General features: G+C 50.6%; 19 protein-coding genes and 2 pseudogenes. 14 read left to right on the forward strand and 7 right to left on the reverse strand.

Going from position 1 to position 20,559, the window contains the following annotated elements:
- The first annotated feature begins 132 nt into the window (after positions 1-132).
- On the forward strand, positions 133-2,124 hold the full coding sequence (gene tkt / locus C3D30_RS03015; protein WP_000098617.1) for a transketolase: 1,992 nt from the start codon (positions 133-135) through the stop codon (positions 2,122-2,124).
- 217 nt (positions 2,125-2,341) lie between these two features.
- On the opposite strand, the pseudogene C3D30_RS03020 reads toward tkt, so the two are convergent.
- Positions 2,342-2,656 (reverse strand): annotated as a pseudogene (locus tag C3D30_RS03020) (SPFH domain-containing protein); the annotation flags it as partial.
- A 353-nt stretch (positions 2,657-3,009) separates the two neighbouring features.
- On the opposite strand from C3D30_RS03020, the gene cmtB reads away from it, so the two are divergent.
- Genes cmtB through C3D30_RS03050 form a run of 6 tightly spaced genes read left to right on the forward strand, consistent with a single transcriptional unit; the run spans position 3,010 to position 8,365 of the window.
- On the forward strand, positions 3,010-3,453 hold the full coding sequence (gene cmtB / locus C3D30_RS03025) for a PTS mannitol transporter subunit IIA (protein ID WP_016159700.1): 444 nt from the start codon (positions 3,010-3,012) through the stop codon (positions 3,451-3,453).
- A 28-nt stretch (positions 3,454-3,481) separates the two neighbouring features.
- Positions 3,482-4,870, forward strand: coding sequence for a PTS mannitol transporter subunit IICB (cmtA, locus tag C3D30_RS03030; RefSeq protein ID WP_000428776.1), 1,389 nt, complete (start codon positions 3,482-3,484; stop codon positions 4,868-4,870).
- A 14-nt stretch (positions 4,871-4,884) separates the two neighbouring features.
- Entirely contained in the window at positions 4,885-6,162 is a 1,278-nt protein-coding gene (locus C3D30_RS03035) for a zinc-binding dehydrogenase (protein ID WP_105286447.1), read from the forward strand.
- Entirely contained in the window at positions 6,159-7,124 is a 966-nt protein-coding gene (gene glpX / locus C3D30_RS03040) for a class II fructose-bisphosphatase (protein ID WP_016159697.1), read from the forward strand. The genes C3D30_RS03035 and glpX overlap by 4 nt, the downstream gene beginning before the upstream one ends.
- 21 nt (positions 7,125-7,145) lie before the next feature.
- Positions 7,146-7,655, forward strand: a complete 510-nt coding sequence (fumE, locus tag C3D30_RS03045; protein WP_016159696.1) for a fumarase E — start codon at positions 7,146-7,148, stop codon at positions 7,653-7,655.
- Entirely contained in the window at positions 7,652-8,365 is a 714-nt protein-coding gene (locus C3D30_RS03050) for a nucleoside/nucleotide kinase family protein (protein WP_105286448.1), read from the forward strand. The genes fumE and C3D30_RS03050 overlap by 4 nt, the downstream gene beginning before the upstream one ends.
- Here C3D30_RS03050 and C3D30_RS03055 read toward each other — a convergent pair.
- The 5 genes and pseudogenes from C3D30_RS03055 to C3D30_RS03075 all read right to left on the reverse strand — a co-directional run bounded on the left by C3D30_RS03055 (position 8,337) and on the right by C3D30_RS03075 (position 11,413).
- A pseudogene (locus tag C3D30_RS03055) lies at positions 8,337-9,014 on the reverse strand (ABC transporter ATP-binding protein). The gene C3D30_RS03050 and the pseudogene C3D30_RS03055 sit on opposite strands and share 29 nt — an antisense overlap.
- Positions 9,008-9,685 (reverse strand): ABC transporter ATP-binding protein, encoded by a 678-nt coding sequence (locus C3D30_RS03060; protein WP_105286449.1) that lies wholly within the window; start codon positions 9,683-9,685, stop codon positions 9,008-9,010. The pseudogene C3D30_RS03055 and the gene C3D30_RS03060 overlap by 7 nt, the downstream one beginning before the upstream one ends.
- On the reverse strand, positions 9,673-10,380 hold the full coding sequence (locus C3D30_RS03065) for an energy-coupling factor transporter transmembrane component T (protein ID WP_105285483.1): 708 nt from the start codon (positions 10,378-10,380) through the stop codon (positions 9,673-9,675). Before C3D30_RS03065 ends, C3D30_RS03060 begins: the two co-directional genes overlap by 13 nt.
- Positions 10,381-10,959: an ECF transporter S component gene (locus C3D30_RS03070; protein ID WP_016231422.1), complete on the reverse strand. Its 579-nt coding sequence runs from the start codon at positions 10,957-10,959 to the stop codon at positions 10,381-10,383.
- 22 nt (positions 10,960-10,981) lie between these two features.
- The gene (locus C3D30_RS03075; protein ID WP_000988685.1) at positions 10,982-11,413 is read right to left on the reverse strand and encodes a PPC domain-containing DNA-binding protein; all 432 of its coding nucleotides are present in this window, start codon (positions 11,411-11,413) and stop codon (positions 10,982-10,984) included.
- 371 nt (positions 11,414-11,784) lie between these two features.
- Between C3D30_RS03075 and epd the strand changes: the two genes are divergently transcribed.
- The 7 genes from epd (at position 11,785) to srsR (ending at position 19,066) form a co-directional block, all read left to right on the forward strand.
- Positions 11,785-12,804 carry an erythrose-4-phosphate dehydrogenase gene (gene epd / locus C3D30_RS03085; protein ID WP_105286450.1) on the forward strand — a complete coding sequence of 340 codons (1,020 nt, stop codon included), beginning with the start codon at positions 11,785-11,787 and terminating at the stop codon, positions 12,802-12,804.
- 49 nt (positions 12,805-12,853) lie between these two features.
- The gene (gene pgk, locus C3D30_RS03090; protein ID WP_000111269.1) at positions 12,854-14,017 is read left to right on the forward strand and encodes a phosphoglycerate kinase; all 1,164 of its coding nucleotides are present in this window, start codon (positions 12,854-12,856) and stop codon (positions 14,015-14,017) included.
- Between the two features lie 92 nt (positions 14,018-14,109).
- Positions 14,110-15,189, forward strand: coding sequence for a class II fructose-bisphosphate aldolase (gene fbaA / locus C3D30_RS03095; RefSeq protein WP_000034374.1), 1,080 nt, complete (start codon positions 14,110-14,112; stop codon positions 15,187-15,189).
- 345 nt (positions 15,190-15,534) lie between these two features.
- The gene (gene mscS, locus C3D30_RS03100) at positions 15,535-16,395 is read left to right on the forward strand and encodes a small-conductance mechanosensitive channel MscS (RefSeq protein ID WP_000389808.1); all 861 of its coding nucleotides are present in this window, start codon (positions 15,535-15,537) and stop codon (positions 16,393-16,395) included.
- Between the two features lie 138 nt (positions 16,396-16,533).
- A complete protein-coding gene (gene argO / locus C3D30_RS03105) occupies positions 16,534-17,169 on the forward strand; it encodes an arginine exporter ArgO (RefSeq protein WP_105286525.1) in 636 nt (211 codons plus the stop codon).
- Positions 17,170-17,261: 92 nt separating this feature from the next.
- A complete protein-coding gene (locus C3D30_RS03110; RefSeq protein WP_000669826.1) occupies positions 17,262-18,002 on the forward strand; it encodes an oxidative stress defense protein in 741 nt (246 codons plus the stop codon).
- Between the two features lie 167 nt (positions 18,003-18,169).
- Positions 18,170-19,066 carry a LysR family transcriptional regulator SrsR gene (gene srsR, locus C3D30_RS03115; RefSeq protein WP_000350789.1) on the forward strand — a complete coding sequence of 299 codons (897 nt, stop codon included), beginning with the start codon at positions 18,170-18,172 and terminating at the stop codon, positions 19,064-19,066.
- Here srsR and scpC read toward each other — a convergent pair.
- The gene (gene scpC, locus C3D30_RS03120) at positions 19,063-20,556 is read right to left on the reverse strand and encodes a propionyl-CoA:succinate CoA transferase (RefSeq protein WP_491625045.1); all 1,494 of its coding nucleotides are present in this window, start codon (positions 20,554-20,556) and stop codon (positions 19,063-19,065) included. The two genes, srsR and scpC, sit on opposite strands and share 4 nt — an antisense overlap.
- Between the last annotated feature and the right edge of the window lie 3 nt (positions 20,557-20,559).

Raw genomic sequence — 20,559 nt, forward strand, 5'->3', positions numbered from 1 at the left:
CGGCAAAAGGATGTTCCATGTACATGACGCGCGGCTTGCGGTAAATTGTTGGCAAATTTTCCGGCGTAGCCCAAAACGCGCTGTCGTCAAGTCGTTAAGGGCGTGCCCTTCATCATCCGATCTGGAGTCAAAATGTCCTCACGTAAAGAGCTTGCCAATGCTATTCGTGCGCTGAGCATGGACGCAGTACAGAAAGCCAAATCCGGTCACCCGGGTGCCCCTATGGGTATGGCTGACATTGCCGAAGTCCTGTGGCGTGATTTCCTGAAACACAACCCGCAGAATCCGTCCTGGGCTGACCGTGACCGCTTCGTGCTGTCCAACGGCCACGGCTCCATGCTGATCTACAGCCTGCTGCACCTCACCGGTTACGATCTGCCGATGGAAGAACTGAAAAACTTCCGTCAGCTGCACTCTAAAACTCCGGGCCACCCGGAAGTAGGTTATACCGCTGGTGTGGAAACCACCACCGGTCCGCTGGGGCAGGGTATTGCCAACGCAGTCGGTATGGCGATTGCCGAAAAAACGCTGGCGGCGCAGTTTAACCGTCCGGGCCACGACATTGTCGACCACTACACCTACGCCTTCATGGGCGACGGCTGCATGATGGAAGGCATCTCCCACGAAGTTTGCTCTCTGGCGGGTACGCTGAAGCTGGGTAAACTGATTGCATTCTACGATGACAACGGTATTTCTATTGATGGTCACGTTGAAGGCTGGTTCACCGACGACACCGCAATGCGTTTCGAAGCCTATGGCTGGCACGTTATTCGCGACATCGACGGTCATGACGCGGCATCCATCAAACGCGCAGTTGAAGAAGCGCGCGCAGTGACTGACAAACCGTCCCTGCTGATGTGCAAAACCATCATCGGTTTCGGTTCGCCGAACAAAGCTGGTACGCACGATTCCCACGGTGCGCCGCTGGGCGACGCTGAAATCGCGTTGACCCGCGAACAGCTGGGCTGGAAATACGCACCGTTCGAAATCCCGTCTGAAATCTATGCTCAGTGGGATGCGAAAGAAGCAGGCCAGGCGAAAGAATCTGCATGGAATGAGAAGTTTGCGGCTTACGCGAAAGCTTATCCGCAGGAAGCGGCTGAATTTACCCGTCGTATGAAAGGCGAAATGCCGTCTGACTTCGACGCGAAAGCGAAAGAGTTCATCGCGAAGTTGCAGGCTAATCCGGCGAAAATCGCCAGCCGTAAAGCGTCTCAGAATGCTATCGAAGCGTTTGGTCCGCTGTTGCCGGAATTCCTCGGCGGCTCCGCTGACCTGGCTCCGTCTAACCTGACCCTGTGGTCTGGTTCTAAAGCAATCAACGAAGATGCTGCCGGTAACTACATCCACTACGGTGTTCGCGAGTTCGGTATGACCGCGATTGCTAACGGTATCTCTCTGCATGGTGGCTTCCTGCCGTACACCTCCACCTTCCTGATGTTCGTAGAATACGCACGTAATGCGGTACGTATGGCTGCGCTGATGAAACAGCGTCAGGTGATGGTTTACACCCACGACTCCATCGGTCTGGGCGAAGATGGCCCGACTCACCAGCCGGTAGAGCAGGTCGCTTCTCTGCGCGTGACCCCGAACATGTCTACATGGCGTCCGTGTGACCAGGTTGAATCCGCTGTAGCGTGGAAATACGGCGTTGAGCGTCAGGACGGCCCGACTGCGCTTATCCTCTCCCGTCAGAACCTGGCGCAGCAGGAACGTACTGAAGAGCAGCTGGCAAACATCGCGCGCGGTGGTTATGTGCTGAAAGACTGTGCCGGTCAGCCGGAACTGATTTTCATCGCTACCGGTTCTGAAGTTGAGCTGGCTGTCGCTGCCTACGAAAAACTGACTGCTGAAGGCGTGAAAGCGCGCGTGGTTTCCATGCCTTCTACCGACGCATTCGACAAGCAGGATGCGGCTTACCGTGAATCCGTACTGCCGAAAGCGGTTACTGCACGCGTAGCTGTGGAAGCGGGCATTGCTGACTACTGGTACAAGTATGTTGGCCTGAACGGTGCTATCGTCGGCATGACCACCTTCGGTGAGTCTGCACCGGCAGAGCAACTGTTTGAAGAGTTCGGCTTCACCGTTGAAAACGTTGTTGCGAAAGCAAAAGCGTTGCTGTAATCGGTAAGATGCTTTGTGAGAAGGGCCGCGAAAGCGGCCCTTTATATTGTTGGCAAAGTGCGCGTTGTTCATGCCGGATGCGGCGTGAACGCCTTATCCGGCCTACGAAATCATGCAAATTCAATATATTGCACGGACTGTGTAGGCCTGATAAGCGTAGCGCATCAGGCAGTTTAGCCCTTGCCATCAGTCTCAAGAGCCGCAAACGCGGCTCTTTTTACTTGGTTGAGATAAACGGAACGGTACTGCCGGGGAGCATGGTATCGGGTAATTTGCCGTCCCAACGCTCAGCAGTGGTAAGGGCAACAAGACCCGGATTGTCCCGCAGAGCCTCACCGCGCAGGCGGATAGCTTCAGCTTTAGCCGCACCTCTTACGCAATAGTCTCCGCTTTAGCTGCTGTCTGCTTCTGCCTGAGCCTGAGTTACCGCAATTTGCGCCTGGATTTTCTCCGTTTCCAGATTTTGCTTACGTGTGGCAATGGCGACTTCCGCTTTCATTCGATCTTCAATCGACTTCTCATAAGCGTCAGAAATTGAGCAAAGCAAGGAATATGCCCCCTCTGATGTGAGGATAACAGTCAACCCCGAATATTAAGAATCTATAAAGAAGGGGCTGTAAGATTTAATTTTATCTGTTTTCGTACTTTCAAGCTATAAATGGTGAGCATGATCACAAACACAATAATAATAAATTTGTCTTATTTGCAATTCAACTCACAAACAGAAAGTTGACTTTATAATTACTAATCGCAACCTGTTGTTATTTATGGCTTGTTTATTTTTCCTCTTCAGGTGTTTCGCCTTTTTAGCCCAATTGCTTTCAATTTTTTGCGCGCGTATTTTATTTTCACCGACAGTCGGTACTCTAAAAATAGGGATAATTTATGCGGCTTATTGATTATTTTCCAGAATCATCAATCTCAGTGATACATGCAGCTAAAGACTGGAAGGAGGCTATTGATTTTTCGATGGCATCATTATTAACAAAAGACTATATCAGCGAGAATTACATTCAGGCTATTAAAGATTCCACCATTAGCAATGGCCCTTATTATATTCTCGCACCAGGCGTGGCAATGCCTCATGCGCGACCGGAATGTGGGGCGCTCAAAACCGGGATGTCTTTGACGTTACTTAAACAAGGTGTTTATTTTTCCGGGAATGACGAACCGATTAAATTACTCATCGGGCTTTCTGCTGCCGATGCCGATTCGCACATTGGCGCTATTCAGGCGTTAAGTGAATTACTGTGCGAAGAAGAAATACTTGAACAACTCTTAACAGCATCATCAGAAAAACAATTAGCGGACATTATCAGCCGCGAATAATGGACTCTCTCCTCTACAGGATAATATTATGGAAAACAAGTCTGCTCGTGCAAAGGTTCAGGCTTTTGGGGGCTTTTTGACCGCTATGGTCATTCCCAATATCGGAGCTTTTATTGCCTGGGGTTTTATTACTGCATTATTTATTCCTACCGGCTGGCTGCCGAATGAACATTTCGCCAAAATTGTCGGCCCAATGATTACCTATTTATTACCGGTGATGATTGGTTCTACCGGTGGCCACCTTGTCGGCGGTAAACGCGGCGCGGTGATGGGGGGCATAGGGACGATTGGCGTAATTGTTGGTGCTGAGATCCCCATGTTCCTGGGGTCGATGATTATGGGACCGCTTGGCGGCCTGATGATTAAATATGTCGATAAGGCACTGGAAAAACGCATCCCCGCTGGTTTTGAGATGGTTATCAATAACTTCTCATTAGGTATCGCCGGCATGGCTCTCTGCCTGTTAGGTTTTGAAGTTATCGGTCCAGCGGTGTTAATAGCCAATACTTTCGTCAAAGAGTGTATTGAGGCGCTGGTACATGCGGGCTATCTGCCCCTGCTGTCTGTTATCAATGAACCTGCGAAAGTGCTTTTCCTCAATAACGCGATCGATCAGGGTGTTTATTACCCGTTGGGTATGCAACAGGCTTCGGTTAACGGCAAATCCATCTTCTTTATGGTGGCGTCGAATCCGGGGCCTGGGTTGGGGTTGCTGCTGGCGTTTAGTCTGTTTGGTAAAGGAATGAGTAAACGTTCTGCGCCGGGTGCGATGATTATTCACTTTCTTGGCGGCATCCACGAACTGTATTTCCCGTATGTGCTGATGAAGCCACTGACCATTATTGCCATGATTGCGGGCGGTATGTCTGGCACCTGGATGTTTAACTTACTGGATGGCGGTTTGGTTGCAGGCCCAAGTCCGGGGTCTATCTTTGCCTACCTGGCACTGACGCCGAAAGGCTCGTTCCTTGCGACAATTGCCGGTGTTACGGTCGGCACCCTGGTCTCCTTTGTCATCACTTCTCTGATTCTGAAGATGGAAAAAACGGTGGAGACTGAGAGTGAAGATGAATTTACCGAGTCAGCCAATGCGGTTAAAGCAATGAAGCAGGAAGGCGCATTTTCGTTAAGCCGTGTGAAACGCATTGCCTTTGTTTGCGATGCGGGGATGGGCTCCAGCGCGATGGGCGCAACCACCTTCCGTAAGCGCCTGGAAAAAGCGGGGCTGGCAATAGAAGTAAAACATTACGCGATAGAAAACGTGCCTGCGGATGCCGATATTGTGGTCACACACGCCAGTCTGGAAGGACGCGTGAAACGTGTGACGGATAAACCGCTGATATTGATTAATAACTATATTGGTGATCCAAAGCTCGACACTTTATTTAATCAATTAACCGCCGAACATAAACACTGATTACAGAGGTAAAAATGAAAACCAAAGTTGCTGCTATTTATGGCAAGCGGGATGTCCGTCTGCGCGAATTTGAACTGCCAGAAATTACCGATAATGAACTGTTGGTGAGTGTAATTTCTGACAGCATTTGTTTATCGACCTGGAAAGCGGCGTTACTCGGTAGCGAACATAAACGGGTGCCTGACGATTTAGAAAATCATCCGGTAATTACCGGGCATGAATGTGCCGGGGTTATTGTCGAAGTGGGTAAAAATCTCACCGACAAATATAAAAAAGGCCAACGTTTTGTACTGCAACCGGCAATGGGATTACCCACTGGATATTCAGCCGGATACAGCTACGAATATTTCGGCGGTAATGCCACCTATATGATTATTCCCGAAATCGCCATTAACCTGGGCTGTGTATTACCGTATCACGGTTCTTATTTTGCAGCGGCGTCGCTGGCGGAGCCGATGTGCTGCATTATTGGCGCTTATCATGCCAATTATCACACCACGCAATATGTTTATGAGCATCGCATGGGCGTCAAACCTGGTGGCAATATTGCGCTGCTGGCGTGTGCTGGCCCGATGGGAATTGGCGCTATAGATTACGCCATTAACGGCGGCGTACAACCGTCGCGGGTAGTGGTGGTCGATATCGACGAAAAACGCCTGGCGCAGGTGCAGAAGTTGTTGCCGGTGGAACTGGCTGCAAGCAAGGGCATTGAGCTGGTGTATGTGAATACCAAAGGGATGAGCGATCCAGTCCAGACGCTACGGACGCTGACAGGAGATGCCGGGTTCGATGACGTGTTTGTCTATGCAGCGGTGCCTTCAGTCGTCGAGATGGCTGATGAATTACTGGCGGAAGATGGCTGCCTGAACTTCTTTGCCGGCCCGACGGATAAAAACTTCAAAGTGCCATTTAATTTCTACAACGTCCATTACAACAGTACCCACGTCGTCGGTACATCCGGCGGTTCAACGGACGATATGAAAGAGGCGATAGCCCTTAGCGCCACGGGGCAGTTGCAGCCGTCGTTTATGGTTACCCATATCGGTGGGCTGGATGCGGTGCCAGAAACCGTGCTCAATTTGCCGGATATCCCCGGCGGTAAAAAACTCATCTACAACGGCGTCACCATGCCGCTCACCGCCATTAGCGATTTTGCCGAAAAAGGCAAAACAGATCCGCTGTTTAAAGAGCTGGCGCGGCTGGTTGAGGAAACGCACGGTATCTGGAATGAGCAGGCCGAGAAATATCTGCTGGCGCAATTTGGCGTTGATATCGGGGAGGCCGCGCAATGATGTCCCTGGCGTGGCCATTATTTCGCGTTACGGAGCAGGCAGCGTTGGCTGCCTGGCCGCAAACCGGATGTGGCGACAAAAATAAAATTGATGGCCTGGCGGTCACCGCGATGCGCCAGGCATTAAACGACGTCGCTTTTCGTGGGCGAGTGGTTATCGGCGAGGGAGAAATTGACCACGCGCCGATGCTGTGGATTGGCGAAGATGTGGGCAAAGGCGATGGGCCAGAAGTCGATATCGCGGTTGACCCGATTGAAGGCACCCGGATGGTGGCGATGGGGCAGAGCAATGCGCTGGCGGTCATGGCTTTCGCCCCACGAGACAGCCTGTTACACGCGCCCGATATGTATATGAAAAAACTGGTCGTTAATCGACTGGCTGCCGGGGCAATCGATCTGTCTTTGCCCCTTACAGAAAACTTGCGCAACGTAGCGAAAGCGTTAGGTAAACCACTGGATCGGTTACGTATGGTTACGCTTGATAAACCGCGCCTGAGTGCCGCGATTGAGGAAGCGACGCAGCTTGGCGTGAAGGTTTTTGCTCTGCCGGATGGCGATGTTGCCGCCAGCGTGCTGACCTGCTGGCAGGATAATCCTTACGACGTGATGTACACCATCGGCGGTGCGCCAGAGGGCGTTATTTCTGCCTGCGCTGTTAAAGCATTGGGCGGGGATATGCAGGCCGAGCTGATTGATTTTTGTCAGGCCAAAGGTGACTACACCGAAAATCGGCAAATTGCAGAGCAAGAGCGCAAGCGGTGTAAGGAAATGGGTGTTGACGTTAACCGTGTGTACTCACTCGACGAACTGGTGAGGGGAAAAGATATCCTCTTTAGTGCCACGGGCGTCACGGGCGGAGAGCTGGTGAACGGTATACAACAGACGGCGAATGGGGTGCGGACGCAGACATTACTGATCGGCGGCGCGGACCAAACGTGTAATATAATAGATTCCCTGCATTGATGGTGATCTATCGGAAGACGAATGGCGACGCTGACAGAAGATGATGTGCTTGAGCAACTGGACGCACAGGACAATTTATTTTCATTTATGAAAACTGCGCATACCATTTTGCTCCAGGGAATACGCCAGTTTCTGCCGTCGCTGTTTGTCGATAACGATGAAGAGATCGTGGAATATGCAGTGAAACCGTTACTCGCCCAAAGCGGCCCGCTTGACGATATTGATGTTGCGCTGCGTTTAATTTATGCGCTGGGGAAAATGGATAAATGGCTGTACGCCGATATCACGCATTTTTCTCAGTTCTGGCATTACCTGAACGAACAGGATTCCCCCCCAGGATTTGCCGATGACATAACCTGGGATTTTATCAGCAACGTCAATAGTATAACCCGCAATGCGACTCTCTATGATGCGTTAAAGGCGATGAAGTTCGCCGATTTCGCCGTCTGGTCAGAGGGGCGTTTTACCGGGATGGTCAAAACGGCGTTGACGCTGGCAGTAACGACAACCTTAAAGGAATTAACGCCGTGAAAATTGAATTAACGGTGAATGGGCTGAACGTGCAAGCGCAGTACCATGATGAAGAGATAAAACACGTGCATAAACCATTGCTGCACATGTTGGCCGCCTTGCAGGCGGTAAATCCGCAGCGGCGCACGGTGGTATTTCTTTGCGCTCCACCGGGGACGGGCAAATCTACGCTAACGACCTTCTGGGAATATCTTGCACAACAAGATCCCGAATTACCCGCTATTCAGACGCTCCCGATGGATGGTTTTCACCATTACAATAGCTGGCTGGATGAGTATCAGCTTCGCCCTTATAAAGGCGCACCGCAGACGTTTGACGTGGCGAAACTGGCGGAAAATCTGCGCCGGGCAGTGGAAGGGGATTGTACGTGGCCGCAGTACGATCGACAAAAGCATGATCCCGTAGAAGATGCGTTACACGTTACTGCACCGATCATTATCGTAGAAGGAAACTGGCTGTTGTTGGATGACGAGAAGTGGCGCACGCTTGCGCAATTTTGTGATTTCTCGATCTTTATCAACGCGCCCGCAGCTGCGTTACGGGAACGGCTGGTGGGGCGCAAGCTGGCGGGAGGGTTATCGCTGGCAGACGCTGAAGCCTTTTATGAACGTACCGACGGCCCAAATGTTCGCCGGGTGCTGGAACAGAGTCTGCCGGCAAATTTGACCTTAATGATGACGGCTAGCGGTGAATATCGTCTGGCGGATTGACGTCTCTCACTACACCGCCTTCCAGTCTCACAACGCGAGAAAAATGACGCCGGGTAAACGCGGCGTCATGGCTGATTGCCACCACGCTTGCACCTCGCTGGCGGCACTTTTCCAGCCAGCTTTCAAATACCGCCAGCCATTGGGCATCAAAATCTCGGCTCGGTTCGTCAAGTAATAACAGCGGCGGGGCGAGAGCTTCCAGACTGGCGACGGCGACCATCCTTCGCTGTGCGCTATGCAGATCCAATGGATGCGCGCTGGCAACGTCTGCTAACTAACAACATTGCAGGGCGTATTCGGTGCGTTTCGCGATGTCTGCGGGTGAGTATTTTTGTAATTTCAGGCCAAACGCGACCTCTTCAGCGACGGTGCTATGAAACAGCTGGTTTTCCACTTCCTGAAACAGCACGCCAATCTTTGCCGCGCGTTGGCGGTTCTTAAGCGTATGTAATGCCTGTTGTTGCAATATTACTGTACCGGAAGATGGGGGAAGAAGACCCGCCATGATGCGTAACAGTGTCGATTTACCCGCGCCGTTGTCGCCGGTCAGCGCCAGCCATTCACCTTGTTTGAGTTGCAGAGAAATGTCGCAAAGACAATCCGTTGCCGCACCTGGCCAGCGATAAGTCACCTGATTTAACGTTAACATAATGACCGGAGCACTCCGTTTTGCAGTTGCCACGCTTGCTGGCAATAGTTCAGGAAAGGTGTGCGATGACGTTCAAAAAGAATAATCAGCGAATCACATTCCAGCGCCCAGTGTTGTAAACGTTGCAACAGCATTTCGCTGGCTTGCGACGTCAGTCGGCTAAAGGCTTCATCAAGAATTAATAGTTTTGGTTGCATGGCGATAGCGCAGGCGATGACCACACGTTGGGTCTCTCCGCCGGAGAGCGTTGCTGGGTGACGATGGCGCAACGACTGGCACTCGGTCAGGGTCAGGGCTGCGTCAATGCGCGCCATAACCTCGGCTTCTTCCAGACACAGATTTTCTGGTCCAAACGCAATTTCCTCTTCCACGCTGAAGGTACAGCCAGAAAGCTGCAAATAGGGAGATTGCTGGATGAGTTGAATGGTAGCGGCTTGTTCGTTTAGTGAGAGTTGCCCAATAGGCGTATTGAGGAGCATTCCCATGCCAGCGATATCACCCGGCAGGAAGTCCGGATACCAACCCGCCATCAGCTGCGCCAGCGTGCTTTTGCCGCTGCCGTTGTCCCCAAAGATGGCGACCATCCCCGGTTTGTCATAGTGAAAGTCATAACAGAACGGAGAGTGCGTTGAGTGCGTCGGACAATAGCGAAACTGTTCTAACGTAACCATAGCCACACTCCGGGTTCTGCCAGTATCAGCAATATCATGGTGTAACGAGACACTTTTTGTAATTTACTGTCAGGTGGTGCCCATAGCGTAGTGCGCCGGTTATGTAAGCGAAATGCCCGCATATCCAGCGCCGCACCACGGATCGCCAGATCGTTAAGCGCATTGTGTGTTAGCGGAATAATTAACGCCGGCATCGCACGTAAACGCTGATACCAGCCTTCATCCAGCGGCACGCCACGCGCACGCTGTGCTTCATGAATAATCGCTAATTGCCGTTTTAACTGCTCAACGACCAGCAGCGGTCCGGCAAACAGATAAGCGACGCCCGGCGGCAGGCGAGAAGCAAACAAAGCGCGGATAAAACATTGCACGGGTACGTACTGCATCCACAACTGCGAAGTGGAAACAATAGCCAGAATGCGCAGCCAGAGCGTAATAGCAAATGCCCAACGTTCTGGATTGCGCGGCGTTCCGCTTATCCATTCTGTCAGCCAGCCACCGTGCACTAGCCACAGCCCGACCCCCAGCGAAAACATCAGCCAGGCGACATATTTTGCCCGTCGCCGCGTGGCTTTTAACGCAATGAGACAGAGAAAGGTCGCCGCGCTATAGACCGGCAAAATGGTCTGCGCGGGCAGGACTAGCGTGGTGCAGGCCGCCAGCGCCCACAGCGTTAATGAGGTAAACGGATGCATTTAGCGCACGGCTGCCATCGTTGGAAAATGGCGCGTAGTGCGAATCGGCAGTCGTCGCAGTAAAAGCCAGACAATCACCGCCGTGAGAATTTTATCGACCAGGTTCGCGCCTATCACCGTAATCGCCACCGATTCCACCAGGTTTTGCCCCATAGAGTGCATCCAGGCAACGAACAAATCGGCTCCACTACCGGTTACGCCGCCGAACAGCGCAGTACGTAACGGTACAGCAACGACTGTGACCGCCAGGGTAATAATCACGCCGCTGACAACGACTTTCGGTAGGGTGCGAAACCAACCCACCCGCGCCAGCCAGCCCGCGACCAGACCAATGATCATCGCTACGGGAGCAAAAGCGGCGGCGATCGGGTCGGTCAATAATCCCCAAAGTAAATTGGTCAGCAAGCCGGTCAGCATACCGACCACCGGCCCAAGCAGTACCGCGCTAATAAGCGTGCCGATGGAGTCGAGAAAAATAGGTAGTTTGACCATGCTGGCCAGTTGCCCGCCGATCATATTGATGGCGATAGAGATAACGATCAGCACCAGAGCCTGACTGGAAAAGTGGCGACGCGCCATAAGAAAACCTCTCTGAAAATAGTTAGTTAACGGGGGAAATATGCAACTCGTCGTAACCAGAAAGTGCACAAGGTTGGCGACTAAATGCCAGTTCTTCCAGGCAGCCGATCACCAGTTCAAGCGTGGTGCGCACGGTACAGCCGGGCATCATATGACCGCCAAGCATCGCACCGTGTTGGTCAGAAACGCAGAGATGAAGATGTTCGCCCGTCTGTTCCAGCGTGCCGTTCAGTGAGATCACTTCAAACTTACCGCTTAGAAGGGTGGTGTTTTCTTGCCCGGCATAGCGCAAAGCAACATCAGTCAGACTGCCGGTACAACCAGCAATCCACGCAGCGTGAAGCTGTTGCTGCTGTGCGAAGGCGCGTAATTGAGAGAAAACTTCCTGATCGGGAAGCAGGCGCAGCGCGTAAAAGCGTGCAGTTGAAGAATAAGGGTGAGGCAATGTCATCATTGAAGTACTCCGAAACTCGGACGTATTGCGGATGATATCGACGCTGCATCAGTCATATTCTGATATAAGTCAGGGTTTATGACGGCATAACGAAAAGATTTTGCTACGCTTATTCGTGATTCTGCGAGGTGGAATAATTCCTGGCGAATCAGGGCGAAAAACGTGACGTAAGTCAGATAATTGTCTTCTTTGACTGGACAATCATTCCTTTTATTCCGCGTTTCGCTTATCCTAGCTGAAGCGTTTCAGTCGATTAAATGTTCGACAATTAACCAATCAGTCGCGATTTGCGACAGGTAAGGTTTTCCCGAACGATTTGCTGGACTACTCTGTCTGGCAAATTTGCTTAGAGAAAGCCTTGCAGGAGACCTATGACCGTACGCGTAGCGATAAATGGCTTCGGTCGCATCGGGCGTAATGTGGTTCGTGCTGTGTATGAATCCGGACGCCGGGCGGAAATCACCGTGGTGGCAATCAACGAACTGGCTGATGCTGCGGGCATGGCGCATTTGTTGAAATATGACACCAGCCATGGCCGTTTTGCATGGGAAGTACGTCAGGAACGCGATCAACTCTTTGTTGGTGATGACGCCATCCGCGTATTGCATGAACGTTCACTGCAATCGCTTCCCTGGCGTGAACTTGGCGTCGATGTGGTTCTCGACTGCACTGGCGTATACGGCACTCGCGAGCATGGCGAAGCGCATATTGCCGCCGGGGCCAAAAAAGTGCTCTTTTCACATCCTGGCAGTAACGATCTCGACGCGACCGTTGTTTACGGCGTCAATCAGGATCAACTTCGTGCGGAACACCGCATCGTTTCTAACGCTTCCTGTACCACGAATTGCATAATTCCCGTCATCAAATTGTTAGATGATGCGTACGGTATTGAGTCCGGCACTGTGACCACAATTCACTCCGCCATGCACGATCAACAGGTTATTGATGCATACCATCCTGACCTGCGTCGCACCCGGGCAGCCAGTCAGTCGATTATTCCGGTCGATACAAAACTGGCCGCTGGTATCACGCGTTTTTTCCCGCAGTTTAACGATCGTTTTGAAGCGATTGCGGTACGTGTGCCAACCATAAATGTGACGGCAATTGATTTAAGCGTGACGGTGAAGAAACCTGTAAAAGCCAATGAAGTCAACCAGTTGCTGCAAAAGGCGGCACAAGGTGCATTTCATGGTATAGTTGACTATACGGAATTACCGTTGGTCTCTGTAGATTTTAACCACGATCCGCACAGTGCCATTGTCGATGGCACCCAAACCCGGGTCAGTGGCGCACACCTGATCAAAACGTTGGTCTGGTGCGATAACGAATGGGGCTTTGCTAACCGAATGCTCGACACGACGTTAGCGATGGCTACTGTTGCTTTCAGGTAAGACGCAAGCAGCGTCTGCAAAACTTTTAGAATCAACGAGAGGATTCACCATGTCTGTAATTAAGATGACCGATCTGGATCTTGCTGGGAAACGTGTATTTATCCGTGCGGATCTGAACGTACCAGTAAAAGACGGGAAAGTAACCAGCGACGCACGCATCCGTGCTTCTCTGCCGACCATCGAACTGGCTCTGAAACAAGGCGCTAAAGTGATGGTAACTTCCCACCTGGGTCGTCCTACCGAAGGCGAGTACAATGAAGAATTCTCTCTGCTGCCGGTTGTTAACTACCTGAAAGACAAACTGTCTAACCCGGTTCGCCTGGTTAAAGATTACCTCGACGGCGTTGACGTTGCTGAAGGTGAACTGGTTGTTCTGGAAAACGTTCGCTTCAACAAAGGCGAGAAGAAAGACGACGAAACTCTGTCCAAGAAATACGCTGCACTGTGCGACGTGTTCGTAATGGATGCATTCGGTACTGCTCACCGCGCGCAGGCTTCTACTCACGGTATCGGTAAATTCGCTGACGTTGCGTGCGCAGGCCCGCTGCTGGCGGCTGAACTGGACGCGCTGGGTAAAGCACTGAAAGAACCAGCTCGTCCGATGGTGGCTATCGTTGGTGGTTCTAAAGTTTCTACCAAACTGACCGTTCTGGACTCCCTGTCTAAAATCGCTGACCAGCTGATCGTTGGTGGTGGTATTGCTAACACCTTTATCGCGGCACAAGGCCACGATGTGGGTAAATCTCTGTACGAAGCAGACCTGGTTGACGAAGCAAAACGTCTGCTGACCACCTGCAACATCCCGGTTCCGTCTGATGTTCGCGTAGCAACTGAGTTCTCTGAAACTGCTCCGGCTACTCTGAAATCTGTTAACGACGTGAAAGCTGACGAGCAGATCCTGGATATCGGCGACGCTTCTGCGCAAGAACTGGCTGAAATCCTGAAGAATGCGAAAACCATTCTGTGGAACGGCCCGGTTGGTGTGTTCGAATTCCCGAACTTCCGTAAAGGTACTGAAATCGTGGCTAACGCTATCGCAGACAGCGAAGCGTTCTCCATCGCTGGTGGCGGCGACACTCTGGCAGCAATCGACCTGTTCGGTATTGCTGACAAAATCTCCTACATCTCCACTGGCGGCGGCGCATTCCTCGAATTCGTGGAAGGTAAAGTACTGCCTGCAGTAGCGATGCTCGAAGAGCGCGCTAAGAAGTAAAAAAATCACAGGGCAGGGAAACCTGCCCTTGTTTCAGCGCGCTTTTAAAGCACGCACTTTTTCTACAGCCCGACGATACAGGACAAAGAAACATGTCTAAGATTTTTGATTTCGTAAAACCTGGCGTAATCACTGGTGATGACGTACAGAAAGTTTTCCAGGTAGCAAAAGAAAACAACTTCGCACTGCCAGCAGTAAACTGTGTCGGTACTGACTCCATCAACGCCGTACTGGAAACCGCTGCTAAAGTTAAAGCGCCGGTTATCGTTCAGTTCTCCAACGGTGGTGCTTCTTTTATCGCTGGTAAAGGCGTGAAATCTGACGTTCCGCAGGGTGCAGCTATCCTGGGCGCGATCTCTGGTGCACATCACGTACACCAGATGGCGGAACACTACGGTGTTCCGGTTATCCTGCACACTGACCACTGCGCGAAGAAACTGCTGCCGTGGATCGACGGTCTGCTGGACGCAGGTGAAAAACACTTCGCTGCTACCGGTAAGCCGCTGTTCTCTTCTCACATGATCGACCTGTCTGAAGAATCTCTGCAAGAGAACATTGAAATCTGCTCTAAATACCTGGAGCGCATGTCCAAAATCGGTATGACTCTGGAAATCGAACTGGGTTGCACCGGTGGTGAAGAAGACGGCGTGGACAACAGCCACATGGACGCTTCTGCACTGTACACCCAGCCGGAAGACGTTGATTACGCATACACCGAGCTGAGCAAAATCAGCCCGCGTTTCACCATCGCTGCTTCCTTCGGTAACGTACACGGCGTTTACAAGCCGGGTAACGTGGTTCTGACCCCGACTATCCTGCGCGATTCTCAGGAATATGTTTCTAAGAAACACAACCTGCCGCACAACAGCCTGAACTTCGTATTCCACGGCGGTTCCGGTTCTACTGCTCAAGAAATCAAAGACTCCGTAAGCTACGGTGTAGTGAAAATGAACATCGATACCGATACCCAATGGGCAACCTGGGAAGGTGTTCTGAACTACTACAAAGAAAATGAAGCTTACCTGCAGGGTCAGCTGGGCAACCCGAAAGGCGAAGATCAGCCGAACAAGAAATACTACGATCCGCGCGTATGGCTGCGTGCCGGTCAGACTTCGATGATCGCTCGTCTGGAAAAAGCATTCAAGGAACTGAACGCGATCGACGTTCTGTAAGATATTCCTTTTTGCTTATCTCAAGACCCGCTTTGCGGGTCTTTTTTTCGCCAAAAGAAAAATTGCCTGATGCGCTACGCTTATCAGGCCTACGTGAACTTAAATGCTTTCATAGGACCGATAAAGCGTTTACGCCGCATCCGGCATGAACAAAGCGCACCTTGCCAACAATCTGAGGAGGCCAGCATAGCGGGCTTTTTTTTCGCCAAAAGCAAGGTGATGCAGATGAGAATTTTGTGATCTATTTGGCAAAATTATACTTTATTGTTTACCCTTGTCAGACCGCCCGTCATAAGGCGGCGGAGTGTATTTCTCCATTTTGAGTCAGTTAAAAAGGAATATTGAATGGAAGATTTGAATGTTGTCGATAGCATACACGGTGCAGGTTCCTGGTTGGTGAACAACCAGGCGCTGTTGCTGAGTTATGCTGTAAACATCGTGGCGGCTCTCGCGATTATCATTATCGGTTTGATTGTCGCGCGGATGATCTCCAACGCGGTGAATCGCCTGATGATCTCCCGTAACATAGATGCCACCGTAGCTGATTTTATCTCTGCATTAGCCCGATATGCGATTATTGCCTTTACGCTGATCGCAGCGTTAGGTCGCGTGGGCGTTCAAACCGCATCGGTTATCGCCGTGCTGGGTGCCGCAGGTTTAGCTGTAGGTTTGGCGTTGCAGGGTTCTCTGTCTAACCTGGCCGCTGGCGTGTTGCTGGTACTGTTCCGCCCGTTCCGTGCCGGTGAATATGTCGACCTCGGCGGTGTTGCCGGTACAGTGCAGAGCGTGCAGATTTTCTCTACGACTATGCGCACCGCAGACGGTAAAATTATCGTTATCCCGAACGGTAAAATTATTGCCGGTAATATTATTAACTTCTCTCGCGAGCCTGCGCGCCGTAACGAATTTATCATTGGTGTGGCGTATGATTCCGATATCGATCAGGTGAAGCAGATCCTGACCGATATTATCCAGTCTGACGATCGCATTTTAAAAGATCGCGAAATGACCGTGCGTCTGAACGAGCTTGGCGCATCCTCGATTAATTTCGTGGTCCGCGTCTGGAGCAACAGCGGCGATCTGCAAAACGTTTACTGGGATGTGCTGGAGCGTATTAAACGCGAATTTGATGCTGCTGGTATCAGCTTCCCGTACCCGCAAATGGATGTGAATTTTAAGCGGGTGAAAGAGGACAAAGCTGCATAATCAACGCTGAGGCCAGATAATACTATCTGGCCTCTCTCTTATTAGTTATTCTGATTGCCAATTAATATTATCAATTTCCGCTAATAACAATCCCGCGCTATAGTCTCTGCATCAGATAATTAATTCGGAATGTTTAACGTGTTTTCTTATTATTTTCAAGGTCTTGCACTTGGTGCGGCTATGATCCTGCCGCTCGGTCCACAAAATGCTTTTGTGATGAATCAGGGTATTCGCCGCCAGTACCACATTATGATTGCCTTACTTTGTGCAATCAGCGATTTGGTTCTGATTTGCGCCGGGATTTTTGGCGGTAGCGCGTTACTGATGCAGTCACCGTGGTTATTGGCCTTAGTGACCTGGGGCGGCGTTGCCTTCTTGCTGTGGTATGGCTTTGGCGCTTTTAAAACGGCGATGAGCAGTAATATTGAGCTGGTTAGTGCTGAAGTCATGAAACAGGGACGCTGGAAAATTATTGCCACCATGCTGGCAGTGACCTGGCTGAATCCCCATGTTTATCTGGATACCTTTGTGGTATTGGGGAGCCTCGGCGGGCAGCTCGACGTCGAACCAAAACGCTGGTTTGCGCTTGGGACGATTAGCGCCTCTTTCTTGTGGTTCTTTGGTCTGGCTCTTCTCGCAGCCTGGTTGGCACCGCGTCTGCGTACCGCCAAAGCGCAGCGTATTATTAATATTATTGTTGGTAGCGTAATGTGGTTTATCGCCCTACAGCTGGCGAGAGATGGTATTGCCCATGCACAAGCCTTGTTCAGTTAGGCGCTATCTTATGGAAAATAAAAACAGAGACGCTAAGCTTGCCTACAGAGGTTTTGAATTTTGGGCAAGTAAATTAACACGGAGAGACTAACGTGAAGTTCAAAGTTATCGCCCTGGCGGCATTGATGGGTTTCAGCGGGATGGCAGTACAGGCCAATGAACTACCGGATGGTCCGCACATTGTCACTTCAGGAACGGCAAGCGTAGATGCAGTGCCAGACATTGCCACTCTTGCTATTGAAGTTAATGTGGCAGCGAAGGATGCTGCTACCGCCAAGAAACAAGCGGATGAGCGCGTGGCGCAATATATCTCTTTCCTTGAACTCAATCAGATCGCGAAAAAAGATATCAGTTCTGCGAATTTACGTACCCAGCCAGATTACGATTACCAGGATGGCAAAAGTATTCTGAAAGGCTATCGGGCAGTGAGAACGGTAGAAGTAACAGTTCGTCAGTTAGACAAACTGAATTCGTTGCTGGATGGTGCGCTGAAGGCCGGTCTTAACGAAATTCGTTCTGTTTCGTTGGGCGTAGCGCAACCGGATACCTATAAAGATAAAGCGCGTAAGGCAGCGATAGATAACGCGATTCATCAGGCGCAGGAGCTGGCAAATGGCTTTAATCGCAAACTGGGACCGGTGTATAGCGTGCGCTACCATGTTTCCAACTATCAGCCCAGCCCGATGGTTCGGATGATGAAAGCTGATGCCGCGCCGGTTTCTGCTCAGGAAACTTACGAGCAGGCCGCTATTCAGTTTGATGATCAGGTGGATGTGGTCTTCCAGTTAGAACCCGTTGATCAGCAACCTGCAAAAACACCTACCGCACAATAATACATTTAGCCCGACTCATTTGTCGGGCTAATGTCTTCACCTTATATCGTCTCCTTTTTCTGTAATTTTCTGTAAAACCATGATGCAATTACCTATCTTTGCTCGCGATTTCATCAAAGATTGAATAACTGAAACGGTTAAGCGGACAGTGATGTTTGGGAGAGGGTATGGATATTTTTATTTCGAAAAAGATGCGCAATTTTATTTTATTAGCGCAAACCAATAATATTGCTCGGGCAGCAGAAAAGATTCATATGACGGCTTCACCGTTTGGCAAAAGTATTGCCGCGCTGGAGGAGCAAATTGGTTATACGCTGTTTACCCGTAAAGATAACAACATTAGCCTTAATAAAGCCGGGCAGGAACTTTATCAAAAACTATTCCCGGTTTACCAACGACTTTCTGCTATTGATAATGAAATTCATAATTCCGGGCGTCATTCTCATGAAATTGTCATTGGCATCGATAATACTTATCCGACGATTATTTTTGATCAGCTAATCAGTCTTGGTGATAAATATGAAGGGGTGACTGCTCAGCCGGTTGAGTTTAGCGAAAATGGGGTTATCGATAATCTCTTCTACCGTCAGTTTGATTTTATTATCTCTCCGCAGCATGTATCCGCCCGAGTAAAGGGGCTGGAAAATCTAACTATCAGCGAACTGTCGCCGCTGCGGCTAGGGTTTCTTGTTTCCCGCCGTTTTGAAGAACGTCAGGAGCAGGAGTTATTACAGGAGCTACCGTGGTTACAGATGCGCTTTCAGAACCGCGCTAACTATGAAGCGATGATTGATGCGAACATGCGCCCTTGTGGGATCAATCCAACAATCATTTATCGCCCCTACAGTTTTATGGCCAAAATCAGCGCCGTTGAGCGCGGACATTTTCTGACAGTCATTCCACATTTTGCCTGGCGACTGGTGAATCCGGCAACGCTGAAATATTTTGATGCGCCGCATACGCCAATGTATATGCAGGAATATCTCTATTCACTGAAAAATCATCGCTATACCGCCACGATGCTACAGCAAATTGCTGAAGATCGTGATGGTACGAGCAATTAACCCAGCATTGAACCCGTTTCGATCAAGTTACGATGCAGATCGAAAACGTGGCTAAGATCGTGGTGAATATGCCCGCCAGGGGCATTTTCCAGATAGCGATGCAGATAGTCACGGTACATGGGATGGGCGCAGTTATCGATGATAGCGCGTGCGCGCTGAAGTGGAGAGAGGCCGCGCAGATCGGCGATCCCTTGTTCAGTGATGATCACTTTCACGCTGTGCTCGCTGTGATCAACATGACTACACATCGGCACGATGGTTGATATTTTTCCTTCTTTGGCGATCGACGGCGCCATAAAGATCGACAGATAAGCATTGCGTTCAAAATCACCGCTGCCGCCGATACCGTTCATTAAATTAACACCGGCAACATGCGTTGAGTTGGCGTGCCCGTAAATATCAAACTCCAGGCCGACGTTCAGAGCGATAACGCCAAGGCGGCGGATAATTTCCGGGTTATTGGAAATCTCCTGCGGACGTAACACAATGCGACAGGAGAAATAGTCCATATTGTCATAAATCTTACGCAATGAATCGGCAGAGATAGTCAGACTGGAGGCGCTGGCTCCGGTGATTTTTCCAGTTTCCAGAAGATGAACTACTGATTCCTGTAGCACTTCCGAATACATCATAAACGGTGGAATATCCGGGTTATCCCCGAGACGCGCCATTACCGCATTATTGATGTTGCCTACCCCACTTTGCAGTGGCAGAAATTCCGGCGGAATGCGCCCCTGTGCCATTTCACGTAATAAGAAGGTAACCACATTGTCGGCGATCTGTTGGCACATGGGATTTTGCTTATCCAGCAGCTTACCTGCATCAGGTAAGTTGGTTTCCACGACCGCGACAATCTTTTTCGGATCAATTTGCACATAACGAGTACCGACGCGATCCATCGCATGGAAGATCGAAACGCTATTGCGTCGCGGTGGTGCGCCAGGAATCACAATATCCGCCAGTTCCGCAACGCGCGGATCATGATAGTGATTGAGTTCAATGATTACTTTCTTGGCCCGCAGTAACCAGGTCGGAGCGTTACCGATCCCACTGGTTAACCAGACACGTCCATCCGGCTCGATGGCTGAGGCTTCAATTACCGCAACATCAATGTCGCCGAAGAAGCCGTAGTTAACCATTTGCGCGACTTCGCTCAAGTGTAGATCAACAAAACTGACTGCCCCCTGATTGATCTTTTGGCGTAACCCAGATGATGTTTGATACGGAGCGCGCCATGAAACGGCGTTAGCTTCAGAGAGCACGTCATCGGCGGCGGCGCTAATTGACGCTCCGGTTAGCAGGCGAATCTGGTACGGTTTTTTCGCCTCATGTTGTTCGTTGGCACGATGAGCAATAGCGACAGGTAGAGCTTTAGGTGAACCCGCAGGGGTAAAGCCGCTGAATGCTACCATATCATTGTGCTGGATAATTTCCGCCGCTTCATCGGCGGTCATCCTTGCCCAGATCATATTCATCTTTTGCTCCTTCATTCG

The organism is Escherichia sp. MOD1-EC5433, assembly GCF_002966005.1.
Taxonomy (GTDB): Bacteria; Pseudomonadota; Gammaproteobacteria; order Enterobacterales; family Enterobacteriaceae; genus Escherichia; species Escherichia ruysiae.